At 53.8% G+C, this 16,593-nt stretch carries 15 protein-coding genes; 8 read left to right on the top strand and 7 right to left on the bottom strand.

Annotated features, from left to right (window positions below; translation table 11 throughout):
- Positions 1-10: 10 nt before the first annotated feature.
- Together AC16KF_RS02845 and AC16KF_RS02840 are read right to left on the bottom strand one after the other, a co-directional pair.
- A complete protein-coding gene (locus AC16KF_RS02845; RefSeq protein WP_484035777.1) occupies positions 11-1,114 on the bottom strand; it encodes a phospholipase D-like domain-containing protein in 1,104 nt (367 codons plus the stop codon).
- The gene (locus AC16KF_RS02840) at positions 1,098-2,195 is read right to left on the bottom strand and encodes a DUF2652 domain-containing protein (protein ID WP_484035776.1); all 1,098 of its coding nucleotides are present in this window, start codon (positions 2,193-2,195) and stop codon (positions 1,098-1,100) included. The genes AC16KF_RS02845 and AC16KF_RS02840 overlap by 17 nt, the downstream gene beginning before the upstream one ends.
- A 141-nt stretch (positions 2,196-2,336) precedes the next feature.
- Here AC16KF_RS02840 and murJ point away from each other — a divergent pair, with 141 nt between their 5' ends.
- On the top strand, positions 2,337-3,953 hold the full coding sequence (gene murJ, locus AC16KF_RS02835; protein ID WP_484035775.1) for a murein biosynthesis integral membrane protein MurJ: 1,617 nt from the start codon (positions 2,337-2,339) through the stop codon (positions 3,951-3,953).
- A 4-nt stretch (positions 3,954-3,957) separates the two neighbouring features.
- Here murJ and AC16KF_RS02830 read toward each other — a convergent pair whose 3' ends face one another.
- From AC16KF_RS02830 to xseA, 3 genes are all read right to left on the bottom strand, one after another.
- A complete protein-coding gene (locus tag AC16KF_RS02830; RefSeq protein ID WP_484035774.1) occupies positions 3,958-4,410 on the bottom strand; it encodes a divergent PAP2 family protein in 453 nt (150 codons plus the stop codon).
- A complete protein-coding gene (locus AC16KF_RS02825) occupies positions 4,407-4,658 on the bottom strand; it encodes an exodeoxyribonuclease VII small subunit (protein WP_484035773.1) in 252 nt (83 codons plus the stop codon). Before AC16KF_RS02825 ends, AC16KF_RS02830 begins: the two co-directional genes overlap by 4 nt.
- Before the next feature lie 136 nt (positions 4,659-4,794).
- Entirely contained in the window at positions 4,795-6,009 is a 1,215-nt protein-coding gene (gene xseA / locus AC16KF_RS02820; protein ID WP_484035772.1) for an exodeoxyribonuclease VII large subunit, read from the bottom strand.
- Positions 6,010-6,122: 113 nt separating this feature from the next.
- Here xseA and AC16KF_RS02815 point away from each other — a divergent pair, with 113 nt between their 5' ends.
- Genes AC16KF_RS02815 through AC16KF_RS02805 form a run of 3 tightly spaced genes read left to right on the top strand, consistent with a single transcriptional unit; the run spans position 6,123 to position 8,840 of the window.
- Positions 6,123-6,707, top strand: coding sequence for a DUF2726 domain-containing protein (locus tag AC16KF_RS02815; protein WP_484035771.1), 585 nt, complete (start codon positions 6,123-6,125; stop codon positions 6,705-6,707).
- On the top strand, positions 6,704-7,189 hold the full coding sequence (locus AC16KF_RS02810) for an HIT family protein (protein ID WP_484035770.1): 486 nt from the start codon (positions 6,704-6,706) through the stop codon (positions 7,187-7,189). The genes AC16KF_RS02815 and AC16KF_RS02810 overlap by 4 nt, the downstream gene beginning before the upstream one ends.
- A complete protein-coding gene (locus tag AC16KF_RS02805; protein ID WP_484035769.1) occupies positions 7,170-8,840 on the top strand; it encodes an SdrD B-like domain-containing protein in 1,671 nt (556 codons plus the stop codon). The genes AC16KF_RS02810 and AC16KF_RS02805 overlap by 20 nt, the downstream gene beginning before the upstream one ends.
- A gap of 299 nt (positions 8,841-9,139) precedes the next feature.
- Here AC16KF_RS02805 and AC16KF_RS02800 read toward each other — a convergent pair whose 3' ends face one another.
- Positions 9,140-11,257 (bottom strand): SH3 domain-containing protein, encoded by a 2,118-nt coding sequence (locus AC16KF_RS02800; RefSeq protein ID WP_484035768.1) that lies wholly within the window; start codon positions 11,255-11,257, stop codon positions 9,140-9,142.
- A gap of 2 nt (positions 11,258-11,259) precedes the next feature.
- Between AC16KF_RS02800 and AC16KF_RS02795 the strand changes: the two genes are divergently transcribed.
- Together AC16KF_RS02795 and AC16KF_RS02790 are read left to right on the top strand one after the other, a co-directional pair.
- Positions 11,260-11,586 (top strand): cytochrome b5 domain-containing protein, encoded by a 327-nt coding sequence (locus AC16KF_RS02795; protein WP_484035767.1) that lies wholly within the window; start codon positions 11,260-11,262, stop codon positions 11,584-11,586.
- A gap of 25 nt (positions 11,587-11,611) precedes the next feature.
- Positions 11,612-13,084: a hypothetical protein gene (locus AC16KF_RS02790; RefSeq protein ID WP_484035766.1), complete on the top strand. Its 1,473-nt coding sequence runs from the start codon at positions 11,612-11,614 to the stop codon at positions 13,082-13,084.
- Positions 13,085-13,088: 4 nt separating this feature from the next.
- Here AC16KF_RS02790 and ggt read toward each other — a convergent pair whose 3' ends face one another.
- Positions 13,089-14,759, bottom strand: coding sequence for a gamma-glutamyltransferase (gene ggt, locus AC16KF_RS02785; protein WP_484035765.1), 1,671 nt, complete (start codon positions 14,757-14,759; stop codon positions 13,089-13,091).
- A gap of 119 nt (positions 14,760-14,878) precedes the next feature.
- Between ggt and AC16KF_RS02780 the strand changes: the two genes are divergently transcribed.
- The gene (locus tag AC16KF_RS02780) at positions 14,879-15,265 is read left to right on the top strand and encodes a CopG family transcriptional regulator (protein ID WP_484035764.1); all 387 of its coding nucleotides are present in this window, start codon (positions 14,879-14,881) and stop codon (positions 15,263-15,265) included.
- A gap of 11 nt (positions 15,266-15,276) precedes the next feature.
- Entirely contained in the window at positions 15,277-16,542 is a 1,266-nt protein-coding gene (locus AC16KF_RS02775; protein WP_484035763.1) for an MFS transporter, read from the top strand.
- The last annotated feature ends 51 nt before the right edge of the window (positions 16,543-16,593 follow it).

Genomic DNA, 16,593 nt, shown 5'->3' with positions numbered 1-16,593 from the left:
TCTTTATTTTTTAATCGTGAGCAACTTTCCACACGCGTTCAAACTCCATCAAAAATTGCTGGGCTATCGCTTCGTTATAAATGATAAGCAGGTTTTCGTCGTTGCGCGTTTCGGCGCTTTGCGAAAAGTTGTAGGAGCCAATCACCACAATGGACTCATCAATGATGAATACTTTGTGGTGCATCTGCCCTTCGATGCCGTCAATGCGGACATCCATCCCCGCTTGCTTGAACGGATCGAACTCCGTTCCCTGATTCGATGAGATTTGCTCTTCATCCATCACGCCTTTCACGGTGAGTCCATCCTCCGCTTTTTCGCGGACGATGTCGCCGAGGTCATTCGATGTGAACGAAAAGGCAAGGAAGTAGATGCTTTCCTCCGCGCCGCTCAACACAGCCGCCACTTGACTCTGCACGCCGTCGTCGGGGGAGAAAAAAGTGTCCACGCGCGTCGAATCAATCGTCAGTGTGGGATGAGGCGTTTCGGGAGTTGTGTTTTCGCCGAAGCGGTTATCCAGAAACATTTCATCAAATTCTTTTGTGTAGTTCTCCGCCATCTTCGTGGAGAGGATGCGCATCAAACTATTGTCGTCGTCGTACGCGCCCGAGTCGGTGAAGTTCATCGAGCCAAGCCACACTTCGGACTTGTCGATCACCATGAACTTGTCGTGCATCAAGCCATCTTGTTTATCGCCGATGATCGGGATGCCCGCTTCGAGCAACTTTTCCACATCGGACGAATCCATGTTCGTGGACTCCATCACCATGCGGATCGTCACGCCGCGATCGTGCGCGTTCAACAACGCATTGCGGACGCTGTTCAACGTGAGGCTGTACGCGGCAACGTCAACGCTCAGCCGCGCCGCGTCAATCGCCGCGACGAGCGGCACATCCACGCCGCCCGTGCCTTGCGACGAGAACGGGTCAACGGGATCGGTGAAATATAACTCGAACCACGAGCCTTTCACGCCGTAGCCTGTTTGCAAGTCAATGGGCGTGAGTTCGGTTGAGGGAGTCGATGTTTCGGTGATCTCGATGTTGGGAGTTGATGTAGATGATCCGCAAGAAGAGATCAACAAGCATATGACACAAAGCAAACTACGAATCTTTTGCATGCTCATCCCCAGCCATTTGCACGGCATTTTTCAGGAATTGGTCGTAATGCATTTGACGCAGTAAAAGAAAGCGCACGAGAGGACGCCGCAGAAAGCGCGGGAGCGGTAGATACATCACCATCGCATCGTGGACACGCGTCCCGCCGTCGGGCAGCGCTTCCAGCCGAATTGTCTCAGACATCTTTTTCTGTCCATTCTCAAACGAATCAATGGTGGAGTATTCGAATGGACGCCAATCGAGAGTCACTTCGGTGCTGGTGTTTTTTCCATGCGCGCAATGATTGCTTGCGCCTCTGCCCGCGCGCCCGCGCGGTCTATCGCCGACACTCCATTTGACATGACCCTGCATCCATAAGTTGCGCTTGAGCGGGTCTTGCATCCATTCCCACGTCACGGCGGGAGGCGTGGGGAAGTCAATGCGTACGATCACGTCCGCATCTTTTTCGTCAATCAAGATGCGGCGCGTTTCTGTGAGTTCTTTGTATCGCTGATGCAAGTCAATGTTGTAGGTTTTCACATCGCCTAAATGTTCGTACTCTTCCATCTGCACATGCGTGTTCTCAAGATTCAAATTCAAATGGTCGAGGCATCGTTCAGTGATCAGCATGTACGCCCGCCAACCCGTAGATTCAGTGACATGATTCTTCAACAACCGATGCGTGAGATTGACATCCGTGCCAACCATCTCGCGGATGTCTCGCACTTGTTGGATCACATAATCGCCGTGATGCGCGATGAATTTCAGGTCGAGCGTTGGGATGTTGCGGCACGCATTGCACGTACAGGTCGTTGCGCGCTTCATTGAAACTTGCTTGTCCCGAAACGTCACATATGTTGATTCCATCAACTCAAGGATCGTCTCGCCGCGCGTGATCCTTGATTCGGGGATGTACGCGAACACGGCGTCACCTTCCAACTTGTGCAACGTCAAAACCGTTTCGATCTTTTCGCAGATTGTCTCGAGCAGGTCAGAAAGTATTTCGTGCGAATGTTCCAACTCCGTTCCCGCGAGGAACGATGTGTATCCCGAAATATCGGCGATGACCAAATATCCGTGTTGGGTCACTACGCTCATAAGCATGATTATAATCCCGACCCCGACCCCCACCGCCGCTGAAGCGGCACCTCCCCCAAATTCCGCTTGCGAATTATGAATAATCATTCAAACTTTTTCTGCGGAATTTGGGGGAGGCTGGGAGGGGGTCGTTTATAATCTCCGCTCGTGACAACTTCCAACGCAAACAAACAGATCGCGCGCGCCGCGGGGACGGTGATGTTCGCGATCCTCTTCGGTCAACTCGCGGGACTCGCTCGCGGCATCCTCGTCGCGGACACATTCGGCGCCTCGCCCGAACTCGACGCGTTCTTCGCCGCGAACCGCGTCAGCGAGACTCTCTTCCTCCTCGTCGCGGGCGGCGCGCTTGGCTCGGCATTCATTCCGACGTTTACTGGACTGCTCGCCAAAGAGGATACGGATTCGGCATGGCGACTCGCCTCCGCGCTTGCGAACACGGTCACTCTCACCCTCAGCCTGCTCGCGGCATTAATAGCCTTGTTCGCCCCTCAAGTTGTCCGCTTCGCCCTCGCCCCTGGACTCTCTACTGACCCTCAACTTTTTTCGCTCACGGTATCACTTCTTCGCATTCAATTGATTTCAGCCGTCCTATTCGGCTTGGGTGGATTAATCGTCGGCATCCTCAACGCGCATCAAATCTTTCTCATCCCCGCGCTCACTCCCGCCATGTACCAACTCGGCATCATCTTCGGCGCAATCTTCCTCGCGCCCTCAATGGGAATTTATGGACTTGCTTGGGGAGTCGTCATCGGCGCGGTTTTATATCTCGTCGTACAAATTCCATCCATATGGAAACTCCTCACTGAACGCCAATTACTGATCACTGATTACTGGTCCCTTGGTCTTACTAACTCTCATGTTCGCAATGTCCTCCTCCTCATGCTCCCCCGCCTCCTCGGCGTCGCCGTCGTTCAACTCAACTTTTGGGTCAACACGAATCTCGCCTCTACAATGGAAGCAGGCAGTGTCGCCAGCCTCACATACGCATTCTCATTGATGCTCATGGCGCAAGCCGCGATTGCTCAATCGGTTGCGATTGCCGCCATGCCAACTTTTTCTGCACAGCACGCGCTCGGCAAAATAGACGAGATGCGCGCCTCGCTTGCCGCATCGCTTCGCGGAATCTTGTTGATGGCTGTCCCCGCCAGTGTGGGACTCATCCTCTTGCGCGGGCCGTTGATCTCATTCCTTTATCAACGCGGCGAATTCGATTCGCGCGATGTTCAACTCGTAGCGTGGGCATTGCTCTGGTTCGCGGCGGGACTCGTCGGTCACTCCATTATGGAGGTGTTGACGCGCGCCTTCTATGCACAGCAAGACACAAAGACCCCCGTCATCATCGGCACGATCGCGATGGGACTCAATGTGGTGTTCAGTATCTTATTTTCAAAATATTTCGCGTCAATTGGATGGTTTCCGCTTGGCGGACTTGCGCTCGCAAATTCACTCGCCACCGCGCTTGAGGCAATCGCGTTGTTCATCTTCATGCGAAAACGGTTGAATGGAATTGAAGGCAAGGCAATCGCAAACAGCGCGTGGAGAGTCGCGCTGGCGGCGCTGGGGATGGGAATCGGCTTAGAGGTGTGGACCCAGTCCACCCTAGGTCAGACGCGTTGGCTTGTCGCGTTGGGAGGGGTCGCGCTTGGGGGAGTCATTTATGTGGCGGGGGTAACGATTCTCAAAGTCCCAGAAATCCAAATTGTAATTAGGGCTGTAATGAGGACGCTTTCGCGGCTTCGTCGGACTGCGCCCTCCTCGCAATGACATTTCATTTCCAGATCATCCACTGACTCGTCGCGACGATGATGCCCAATAAAATTCCGCCCGCCACTTCGAGCGGCGTGTGACCGATCACTTCGCGCAAATCTTTTTCGCTGAAGATGTGCCCCTTCAACAATTCATCGAACAACACGTTGATGCGTTGCGCGTGGATGCCCGCCTGCTGGCGCACGCCCGCCGCGTCGTACGTGACGATCATCGTGATGGCAACGCCCAACGCGAACAATGGATTCGCAAAGCCGTGATACAAACCGATTGCGAGAGTCGTGGCGGTCATCAACGATGAATGCGAACTCGGCATCCCGCCTGTCGTGAGCATCAACGACCAGTTCCATTTGCGCGTGCGAAAAAAATCGAGCGGCAATTTGATGATCTGCGCGAGTATCCATGCGATGAGACCCGCGATCAGCGCTTTGTTTTGCAAAATATCCAACACACTCATTCAGACTCTTCCTCGAACGCGGACACATCGTCGCCCGCGACTTGCTTCACTTTGAGTTGCGCCGCCTCGAGCAAGACGCCACATCGCGCCGCCAGAGCCTGCCCGCGCTCAAAAAGTTTGATCGCCTCATCGAGTTGACTCTGCTCCCCTTCCAGCGTTTCGACGATCCCTTCAAGTTCAGCCAGCGCTTCTTCGTAGGTTAATTCTTCCACAGGTCTTTCTGATTTCTTGGTTGATGCTTTTGGCATAGTTATTCCTTTTCCGCGCTGAGCGGAGGGACGGCGCTTCTCCGTCCCGCAGACGAAGCGCAATTTGATTCAAATATTTGTTTGCCTGATAGCGCCCTTCGTCTACGAGACTTCGACTTACACTCAGTCTCTCCGCTCAGGGCGAGTGTTTGACTTCAAACTCTCCATCACTGACTCTAACTTTCATTTCATCACTCGCCTGCGCAACGCGGGATACAACACTGCCATCGTCTTTTCGCGTCACCACGGCATATCCGCGCGCCAACACCGCCAGCGGACTCAACGCTTCGAGTCGTTTGCGAGTCCCTTCGAGGTGTTTGCTTTCCAAAATTATACGATTGAACGCGGACGAAGACGCGCGGCGAGATAATTCATCCACGCGCTGGGATTCTGATTGGATGAGGCGCGAGGGAGAAAGATAGCGGAGTTGGGAGGCAAGTGAGTTTAGAGAGAATTGTTTTGAGGAGAGGGTTGTTAGTGTGTGGGTGAGAATTAGAGAATTGAGATTGGAGATTGTGGCGGCTAGGTCTTGGATCGTGATCTGGGTTGCGAGTTCCGCGGCGGCGGTGGGAGTTGGGGCGCGGAGGTCGGCGGCGAAATCGCAGAGGGTGAAGTCCGTTTCGTGACCGACGCCCGAAATGATCGGCACACTCGACGCGGCTACCGCGCGGACGACGCGTTCGTCGTTGAATGCCCAGAGATCTTCAATGGAGCCGCCGCCGCGGGCGAGGATAATTACATCGGAGGATTGGAGAATTGGAGAATTGATGGCTTTGACGAGGGCGGGAGGAGCTTCGTTTCCCTGCACGGGTGAGGGGGCGAGGACGACTTCAACGAGCGGCAAACGTCTACGCAGTGTGTTGAGCATATCGCGCAATGCCGCGCCTGTTGCGGAGGTGACGATCCCAATCTTGCGCGGCAGTTCAGGGATGGAACGTTTGCGTTCAGGGTCGAACAATCCCTCGGCTTCGAGTTGCGCTTTGAGGCGCATGAACTCTTGGTATAGCGCGCCCTCCCCCACAGGGCGGATCTGATCCGCGTAGAGTTGATATTGCCCTTGCGGTTCGTAGATGCCGATCTTGCCATGGACTTCCACTTCCATGCCGTCGCGCATCGCAAGGTTGAGTCGCGCCGCGCTGGTCTTCCACATCACACACTTCAACGAAGCGTTGGCATCCTTGAGAGTGAAGTACACATGTCCCGACGCGGGACGCGAGAGATTCGAGATCTCTCCCTGCACCCACACATCTTGAAGAATCTCGTTCTCCTCCAACAATTTGCGGATATGGAATGTCAGTTTGGAAACAGTGAATGTTTGCGGCGTTTGAGCGGGGAAAAGGGACGGTTGCATTGGTGGGAGGATAATCGAAAAAGGATGAATTAGGAAGGATGAAGGATGAAAAACTCAGGGTTGTTAGATTTTTTAGCCTATAATGGCTATAGCTCAAATCCAAAGAGGTAGAAATGGGTAAGTTTTTTGAAAAGTTTTTCATGGCTCTTCGAAATATTCTTTTAGCAATTCGCGAATTCATAGATTCGCTTATTGGAGATAATCAAGAAACGCCTTCCCAAACACTGGAACGGGAAGAAAAACGCGATGTAGCAAGACCAGTAGAGTTGGGCATCTCAAGCCACGACCAGCCAGCATATAAGAAAAAACAATATGTAATTACATATCGAGAAAAAGTCTTGCTGGAATCTCTGCGGCAGGCAGTTGAGGATAAATACACCATACTTATGAAGGTGCGAATGGGAGATTTCATCACCCTTAGAAACGAACCTGAGAATCGTAAATTTCACGAGAATCAAATTATGTGCAAACACGTTGACTTTTTACTTTGTAGCAGAAACAACATTGAGCCAATACTTGTTATAGAACTTGATGACAGTAGTCACAAAATATACTATAACGCGGAACGTGATAGGTTTAAAGATGAAACATTTAGGGCGATTGGGCTACCATTTATTCGAATGAAAGTACAAGAAAAGTACGACCCAACCGAGTTAAGAAAACAGATACAGGAAAGGATTTCTTTCATTTCCCAATGAATCACCTCTGGTCACCGTGGCGTATGGAATACATCGAAAATCACGACAAAGCAGAAGGCTGTGTGTTTTGCATTGCGCAAGCGATGGAAGACAGCGCGGAGAACCTCATCGCGTATCGCGGCGAGCGGGCGTTTGTGATCCTCAACCGCTATCCCTACACGAGCGGACATTTGATGGTCATCCCCTTCGTCCATAAGCCAAATCTCGAAGAGTTGGATTCAGCGACCCGCGCCGAAATGATCGAGTTGACTTCGCGCTGTACGACCGCGTTGAAAAACATCTACCACCCGCAGGGATTCAACGTCGGCGTGAACATCGGCGAAGCGGCGGGCGCGGGCGTGAAGGAACACGTCCACATCCACATCGTGCCGCGCTGGAAGGGCGACACGAACTTCATGTCAACAGTGGGGGAAACGCGGGTGCTGCCTGAGGAACTTGAATCAACGTATGAGCGCGTGAAGAATGAGTTTGAGAAATTGTAACAGTAGGGGCGACCCGTCTGGGCTTCCCGCGCGTCATACACAGCATCGTACAAACACTAACAATCGTCACGTTTGGCATTGGCGGGTCGCCCCTGCTTCAGGTGACTGTCACTTACGAAGTGACAGTCACCTGCATTGGCTCATAGTATTTTTTCTCCTCCTCGTCAGTTGCGCACCCACCACCGCAACACAACCCGCGCCAACGAACACCCTCGAGCCAACCTCTCCCCCGCCGCCGACACAAACCATCGAACCTCCGCAACTCATCAATCCGCTCACGGGCTTGCACGTGCAAGACCCGTCACTGCTCGAACTTCCCGCGCTACTCGTATCGATCTCGCATTTCCCCGTCACCGCGCGGCCGCAGGCGGGCTTGTCGTTTTCGCCGCTCGTGTTCGAGATCTACATCACCGAAGGCGCGACGCGGTTCCTCACAACTTTTTATGGCGAATTCCCCGCGCCCGAATCGCCCGTCACTGGCGGATGCGATACGCGCCGCGAAATTTTCACGCAGACAAATTTCATCCTCGGCAACCGCGCATGGCTCGATGCGAATCAAAACAACATGCAAGACGCGTGGGAACGCGGCGTCGGCGGCGTGTGCGTCAACCTCTACGACGCGAATCTCAACCTGCTCCAACAAACGACGACCGACAGCAACGGCTATTATGGATTCAACGTGAGCGCGGGCACATATCACATCGCGGTTGCGAATCCCCCGCAGTTGGAGTTCGCGCAGAAACATGTCGGGGATGAGAGTCGGGATTCCGATGTGGATCCAGCCTCGGGGTGGAGCGACGCGGTGAACGTCGAATCCACGCTTCTTTCTCTGGACGTCGGCTTGATTCAGTCCAGCGACATTCTCCCATCTTCGACGACTCTCCCCGAACCCAAGATCGGACCGATCCGCTCGGGGCGACTCGTGTACGCAGACATCGCGGCGATGTTTACCAACTCATGCCTGATCTACGCGCTCGCCTCGCCCGAAGTGTTGACGGAACTTCCGCAGTGCGTGCTGGTGACGCATGATATTCAGGGCGGCGGATATATGTATGGAATTGACAACCTGCCCGCCGTTGCGCGAAATTACAAAGAGCCAAAGATTACCATTGATTACACGAGCAACACATTTTCAGAGGAGCCGCCCGCGGGAGGAATGATTGCCGATGAACTGCATGTATTCATCGCTTATTTGAATCAATCGGGCTGGGAATACGACGCGCTCTCGCAAAGTTACTGGCGATCGGTGGATGATGCAAGTTCAGACACAGCGGGCATCCTGCATCCCGAAGTGGATCGTTTGACGAATCGCCAACTGCAATTCGAGAACGTGGTCGTTCTGTTTGCGAAACACGATGTTGTTTCCCCCACCAATTTGGATATTCATCTCGAGGCAAACCTAACGGGCGACGCGATTCTATTCCGCGATGGATTGCGATACGACATCCGCTGGAGCACCGAACTCAGCGAAGAGGAAATTCAAACGGGCGTTCGCAAGCCGATTCGGTTTTTGTATGCGGGTGAGGATAAATTATTCCCGCTCAAATTTGGTCAAACATGGGTGATCGTCGTCACGCCTGAGACAACGGTGACGGAAGAATTCTCTAGCGAATGGTTGTTGCGATTCGCGCAACCTGAAGGGGCGAAATAACAAAGCAGGACTGACGCAGTTGGCGGGCAGTTGTACTGCCGCCGCCGCAGTGCAACTACGGCGCAACAGGTTCACCTGCGTAAGTTCTAAAAGTAGAAAATTGATTACCTGACGCGTTCAAAATCGAGACGCAGATGAACGCTGAACACGCAGATTGTTCTTTCCGAATCAGCGTCAATCAACGTTTAACTGCATCCCCAAAACCATTGCGCAAGGTCGTCAGGAAGAAAGTATATTCGATCTCGTGCAAAAGTTTCGAACCATTGAAGAGAGATCGCAAAGACGCCTGCTTCGCGCTTCTATTTAATGAACGCGCCGAGATGGTTGCCGACTTCTCTTTCATTACCGGGGATATTATCGTTCATCAACTTGTTCGCCGCGCGCGGTTTTCCGTCCGCGCCTTTGACGATCATCGCCGATGAGCCGCCGCCATCCAGCGCGACGCCCGTGTAGACGCTATGCGCCAGCAACAGGTCAGCCAATTCAGGGAAGGTGGCGCCTTCGCTGAATTCACGCCCATCCACCACCACGATCACGAGGTAACGGCCATTCTGACTGACGCCGATCGCCGTGCGCGGATCCATGCTGTTGGATTCAAGCGATGCAACCTTTTTACCTTTCGTCACCAAATAGCGGTCGCCGGTGATCGCATTGAATGCGCCGCCTGTTAATTTGTCGAATGTAACCACATTCTTCTGACTAATGTACATGATCGGGCGGCCCGGCGCTTTTGTGGAATATTGCTTGCCGCGTGAAGCCGCCATGCCCACAAGTTTGGCCGGCTCGCCGCCGCCCGCGCAATACGTTGCGGGAGGATAAGCGGCGGGGTCGAGCGTGTAAAAACCGTCCGCGTTGATGGCGATGTGCAACTTGTTCTTCTCAAGGAACTTCGAGGTGGTTTGAGTGCATAAGAACGGCTCGGTGGCTCGAAGCGGCGGCGTGACAAGGAACTCGAACGTCGCCCCTTTCAGGTCGAGCACCAGCGTGTGAGAGACCAGGCGTCGCGGAGTGGAGCGCGTCTTGCGATAATACAACACGCCTTTGAACAACTTCTGCATCGCTGTGGCGGGCGTTTTCCCCACGTTGTTCAGGAACTGTCCGGAAGCCCAACCGGTAAACCCATCCACTTTTTCGATCTTATGCCAGCCGCTGGTTGAAATCTCCAGCGATTTCACAGTTTCGCCCTTCGTCAGATAGCCGATTACTTTAAATGACGACGAGGGTCCCTCGCGAACATTGAGCGTGGTCGCGGTCACTTGATACCAGTCATACTTTTCTTCTGAAACAGGCGGAGGCGCGGTAGTCGCTTCCAGATAATCTTTCGACGCCCAACCGGTAAACCCATCGTACGACCGCTTGACCTGATACCACTTGCCGTCGTCCGAGGTGTCGAGCCGTTGCACAACTTCATTGCGATATACCAGACCCAGTGAGCGGTATTCCGTGCCTGGTCCTTCGCGCATGTTCAATGCCGAAGCGGTGACCTTGAACCACTCCTCGTCCCCCGGCGGAGGCGGCGGAGGTGGAGGAGCGGATGTCACGATCAGATATTGACGCGAAGCCCAGCCCACGAGTCCATCCGACTCGCGCCGAATCTTCGCCCACGCCCCATCGGCGGAAATGGCGAGTCCTTCCACCACTTCATCCTGTTTCAATAACCCGATAACGCCAAACGTGGTACCGGGACCGGAACGCACGTTGAGGGCTGAGGCGGTAACCTTGTACCACACCGGACCCGGAGGCGGAGGAGGAGGCGTTCCGAGTTTGAATCGCGTGTTGAAGGCGGCAAGATCGCCGTTGAAATAGTTCAAGTCGATGCGCGAACTTTCCACGCCATATAAATCTCCGTCGCCGCTGTCGGTGAATTGCCAGAACGTCCAGCCGTTGGCATCCCAGGGTTTTGGCACAAGCGGCGTGGTCACGCCATAGTTCGCAACCCACAGGGGATATTGCTTGAAATAGGCTAGGTTGGCGGCGTCGGTGGTTGCGTTGGGCGCGTTCCGCACCCAATAATAATACGCGGTGTAAATTCCGATCTCATGGTTGCCAACGCGCGATTTGATCCGTTCTAAAAATGTTTTCCAGTGTTTCCAGCCGGTGTATGCGCCGCCGTAGGCTTCTTCAAAATCGGCAAATAAGGGCAGTTCGCCGAGGTCGCCATCGAACGTGGAATACCACAGGTCTGCCTGGTCAGTCGGGTTGGCGCGGCTGTCGTAAAACCAATAGGAGCCGCGCGGCAAGCCCGCGCCTTTGGCGCCGGTCCAGTTGGTTCTGAAATCGGAATCGACCCACACATTCTGCCCGGAGCGAATGATGACATACCCCGCTGTTTGCTTCATCTTTACAAAATTGATTCCCTGCGGGGTGGTTTCGGCGTCCTGATAGAAACTGACATCTGGTCCAATGAGATTTGCCATGTATGACTCCTCAGTCGATAGTGCACAGACATTTTACCAGCGAAGAGGCGCGATTCAAAACCCTTTATAATCGTTATATGGATATTCCCGAGCGCGTCATACCCACCCGCGAGCTACGCAAACAAAACGGCGAACGCGGCGCGCGAAAATTTATCGCGTACAAGGGCGTCGTGTACGATGTGACCGATTGCCCGAAATGGCGGCTCGATCTGCATGAAAACTTGCACTTCCCCGGGCAAGACCTCACCAGCGAACTCCCCGACGCGCCTCACGAGGAGGATGTGTTTATCCGTCCATGCGTGAAAGCGGTCGGCAGGTTGGAAAGTTAGACGGACTATGCGGGATTCCAGTTCCATGGGCACGATTGTGCCGAATCGCCTCTGGAGCGCGCCGGTTATTTTGTTAATTTCCATCGTCGCGCGATGGGTTCTCGTCCTACGCGGCGGGCAATATTATTTTTCAGATGAAGGACGATACGAAACATCGCGGGCATTTGTCGATTTATTGCTTGCCGGGGATTCGTCTTCGGCATTCGCGCAATTGTTCACCGCTCCCGAGCACCTCGGGTTCAAACTTATCGGAATCATCCCCGCGTTTCTCGAACGACTGACGTTCGAAAGCCTCGTCTTGCCGGCGTTGTTCTTCAGCCTATTCTCCGTTTTGAATCTTTTTCTGATCTACAAAATCTCACAACAGGCAGGCGCAACCCAACAAGAATCGCTATTCGCGCTCTTTTTCGCCGCGTCCAGTATGTCGCTGTTGTATTTCTCACGGCATCTTCTTCCGTACGACAGCGCCATGACCTTTGGCTTGCTCGCTATGTTCATCGCGCTGACGGAAAAGCCTTCGCGAAAAGCATCCTTGCTTTGCGGCGCATTGGCATTTCTCTGCTTCATCACCTACAACGGATACTGGGCATTGACGGGAGTTGGGATGTTCATCCATGTTTTTCGAAGCAACCGCAAACCCAGTAACCTGATCCGCAAGGCATCATTAACCGCGGTTGGATTCGCTCTTCCTGCAATCCTGCTCTTCCTGCTTGCCTCGCTCGCGGAGACCAACCTGCTCGCCGAATATCGCGTCTTTTCAACCACTGTCAGCCAGGGGAGTTTCGAAGAAGGCTGGAGCCTTCCTTTTGAATATTTCTGGCATGCCGAGCATTGGCTGTTCATCCTCCTGTTTCTGCTTTCAGGCTTTGCCATTTATTCATCCAGACAGATGGGACTCTGGGTTGTCGCCATCATTTTTATGTATCTGTGTTTACTGATCCCTTCCGTGTTTTTGCATTCGTTCGTTGTGTACGGCAGGCTGGCGCGGCAGATGATGCCATTCTTAATTCTTCTCGCCGCTGGCGGGCTAGTACAGCTGAAAAAGGGTTTTTCCTTCGGCGATAAACTCGTCAAGGGAATCTTGGTTGCCCTCGTGATACAAGCCGCGTGGAATTATCAGAAACCCTTCTCTCTAACGTATCCGCGAGACTTTGCCGAGACAGCGCAGGCAATGTATCCCGATTTCCAATTCTCGGAAAAACGACTGATCTTCGGCGCACCTACGCTCTGCCAAAACAACGGTTACATTGCCGAATACATCAAGCGATTTGAGGTTCCGCCAAAACCAGATCCCGCCATTGAGGGTGAAATGTTGTTAACAGCCAAACACCCCGATAACTTTTTGCCGTATCAATACGAAGGCTACACGCCGCAAGAACGGGCAACTCTGCGCGACATGCAAATCGAAATGCGACTCTACCGGGCGGCGGAGTCTTTTATGAACGATGCCAATCCGGTCTGGAAGTCCATGAGGAGTTGCGTTGTGAGAGAAGAATAGCTGGCTATGCCAACGCCCCCGCGTACCCATCCGCGCGCGGATCGCTTCCGCCGCACAGGACGCCTGATTCTGCGTCGCGGAGAATGACCTGTCCCCTGCCGAACAAGGCGCGCTCGTAGCCAGTGACCGAATACACGGGGTGTCCCATTTTTTGCAAACCAGCGAATGTCCCTTCTGGAATCCCCTCTTCGATAGCAACGCGCCCGCCTGATTCGTCCACGTCAATGCAAAAGCGCGGACGATCCAGCGCGGACTGGGGATTCAGTCCATCATCCACCAACGCGGATAACACTTGCACGTGTCCTTGCGGTTGCATGAATCCGCCCATGACGCCGTAGGAAGCGTAGAGAGTCTCGGACTCGTTTTCACCCTCATCCCCAGCCCTTCTCCCTGAGGGAGAAGGGAGTCTTGTGACCATCGCAGGGATAATTGTGTGATACGGTCGCTTGCGCGGGGCGAGGGCGTTGGGGTGATTTGGGTCGAGGCTGAAGTTGTGTCCGCGATTTTGAAGCGTGAAGCCCCAGCCTTTTGGGACGATGCCTGTGCCGAATCCCATGTAGTTGCTGTTGATGAACGAGCAGGCGTTGCCGAATTTATCCACGACGCTGAGGTAGACGGTGTCGGAGGAGGAGACGGGAACGCCGCGTTCGATATTGCGTATCGCGGACTGCGTGTTGATTAGTTTGCGGCGTTCGTTGGCGTATTCTTTAGATAATAATTCTTTGATGGGGATATTTGAAAACTTCGGGTCTGTCACATACCAACTCGCATCGGCAAAGGCGAGACGCATCGCTTCGATCATCAGGTGCATCTTTTCAACGGAGAGAGATTCAAGTGAAGCGAGATCAAATCCTTCGAGGATGTTCAAGGCGATCAACGCGGTGATACCCTGTCCATTGGGCGGACATTCATAGACGCGATAGCCGCGATAATCCACCGAGATCGGTTCTTCCCACGTGGAGGTGTGCGACGCGAGATCGTCCATTGTCATGCACCCGCCCGCATCTTTCAACACAGCGACGATGGCTTCGGCAATCTCGCCTTGATAAAACGCTGACGTCCCTTCGCGCGCGATGGTTTCAAATGTTTTCGCCAAACCAGGATTGCGGAAAATTTCCCCCGCGTTGGGTCCGCGTCCGTCAATGGTTAACTCTTGTCCGTTTGGCGCGGAGGCGAGTTGACGTTGTACGCCGCGTCCCCAAAAATAGGATGTGATCGGCGCGACGGGAAAGCCTTCGCTGGCGAGTCGAATCGCGGGCGCGAGAATCTCAGACATCGAGAGCGAGCCGTGTTTGTGAATCAGATCGAACCAGCCCGCGCACGCGCCGGGGACAGTCACCGTGTATGGATGGAACGGGGGAATCGAAGATTCGAATCCGCTGGTCTTTAGCCGATCAAGCGTAAGGGCGGAGGGAGCGCGTCCCGATCCGTTGAGGGCGGTGACTCGTTTCGTATCCGCAGAAAAATAGAGGGCGAACATGTCGCCGCCAATCCCAGTGGAGGTTGGTTCGGTCACGTTGAGCGCCGCACCCGCCGCCACAGCCGCATCTGCCGCGTTGCCTCCCTTCGCAAGGATTTCCAAACCAGCGGCGGTGGCGAGAGGTTGCGAGGTTGCGACGATGCCATTGCGACCATAGACCGAAGATCTTTGTGAATGAAAAGTGAAGTTTTGCATTTTTTGCCTCGATATGGGATGGTTGATTGTAGCAAATTCCCTTGTGTTTTATCTTGACAATTCCCGCTTTCTGCATAAAATCATCCATATACCATCCATGTGGATGGCAAGGAGATGTTATGGCAGAGACCGAAAAAATCACCATCAACATGAGCGCCGTGGATTTGGGGAAGATAGACCTCATGGTTCAGGAGGGCTTGTATTCCAACCGGACGGACTTTATCCGCACGGCGATCCGCTCGCAATTGGAGAAACACAATTTTGAAATTCAGCAGTCCATCACGCGGAACTCGTATGTGATTGGCGTCCTCACGTATGATCGAGGCGATCTGGAGCAGAAAAAAGCCAAAGGCGAGAAAGTCATCATCAAAGTATTAGGGCTTCTTCATTTGGCGAGCGACATTTCGCCCAATCTGGCGCGGGAGGTCATTGAATCAATTCAGGTGCGCGGAATGTTTCAGGCATCCGATAAGGTGAAAACCGCGTTGGCAGACAGGATCAAATAGGAGATCATTTCATGGAGAACAACGGGTCAAGATCCATCCCGCAAAACTGGGCGCCGCGCTTCTTCACCATTTGGACCGGGCAGGCGTTCTCATTGTTTGGTTCGGCTTTGGTTCAATTCGCGCTCGTGTGGTGGCTGACGAAAGAGACTGGCTCCGCCACCGTGCTGGCGACCGCCACGTTGGTGGCGCTGTTGCCTCAGATCGTTTTTGGCCCGTTCATCGGCGCGTTGGTTGACCGTTGGAACCGCCGCTTGATCATGATCGTAGCAGACGGGAGCATCGCGCTTTCAACCGCGTTCCTGTTTTATCTGTTCGCTACTGGGCAAGTTCAAGTTTGGCACATCTACGTGATCATGTTCATCCGTTCGTTTGGCACGGCATTTCATTCGCCCGCCATGACCGCTTCTACCTCGCTGATGGTTCCCGATAAATATCTCGCGCAATTATCCGGCGCGAATCAATTGCTTCAAGGTCTGGTCGGCATTGCCGCGCCTCCGCTTGGCGCGTTGTTGATCGAGGCGTTCTCGACGCAAAATGTTTTGCTCATTGATATTGCGACCGCCGCCCTTGCGATCCTGCCTTTGTTATTTATCCCTGTGCCGCAACCTGCCCGCGACGCGATTCAAAAACCGTCCACGTATTGGGAAGATTTGAGGGAAGGTTTTCATTACGTTGTGCGCTGGCGCGGATTGCTCGGCTTGACCATTCTTGCGATGATCTTGAATTTTATGATCACTCCAAGTTCCGCGCTCCTGCCTCTCGTGGTTACGAAAGTTTTCAACGGCGGCGCGCAAGAACTCGGTTGGAGCGAAGCATTGTTCGGCGTCGGCATGATCGCGGGCGGCATCTTGCTCGGCATCTGGGGTGGATTCAAACGCCGCATCATCACCTCGTTCAGCGGCATCATCGGCATCGGCGTCGGATGCGTCCTGATCGGGTTCGTGCCAGCAGACAAATTCTATCTTCTGCTCACCGCCAACTTCATCATCGGGTTCACGCAAGTCTTTGCCAACGGACCGCTGATGGCGATCCTTCAATCCACGGTGGCGCCCGATAAACAAGGGCGAGTCTTTTCGCTCCTCGGCGCGGGCGCGACCGCCATGATGCCGCTCAGCCTGCTGGTCTCGGGTCCCATCGCCGATCTCCTTGGGATCCGCTTCTGGTTCATCTTCGGCGGCGCGGTCTGTGTTCTGATGACGGTCATCGGGTTCTTCATCCCCGCGATCATGAACATCGAGAACGACCGCGAAGCCGTGTTGACTCCTGTGGCTGAATAAAATTCCATTGGACAAAACCCCCCGTTGCTGACGCAGTTGAACTGCGTCAGC

It is taken from the genome of Candidatus Defluviilinea gracilis, assembly GCF_057138825.1.
This window is presented reverse-complemented; position numbering and strand designations above follow the sequence as displayed.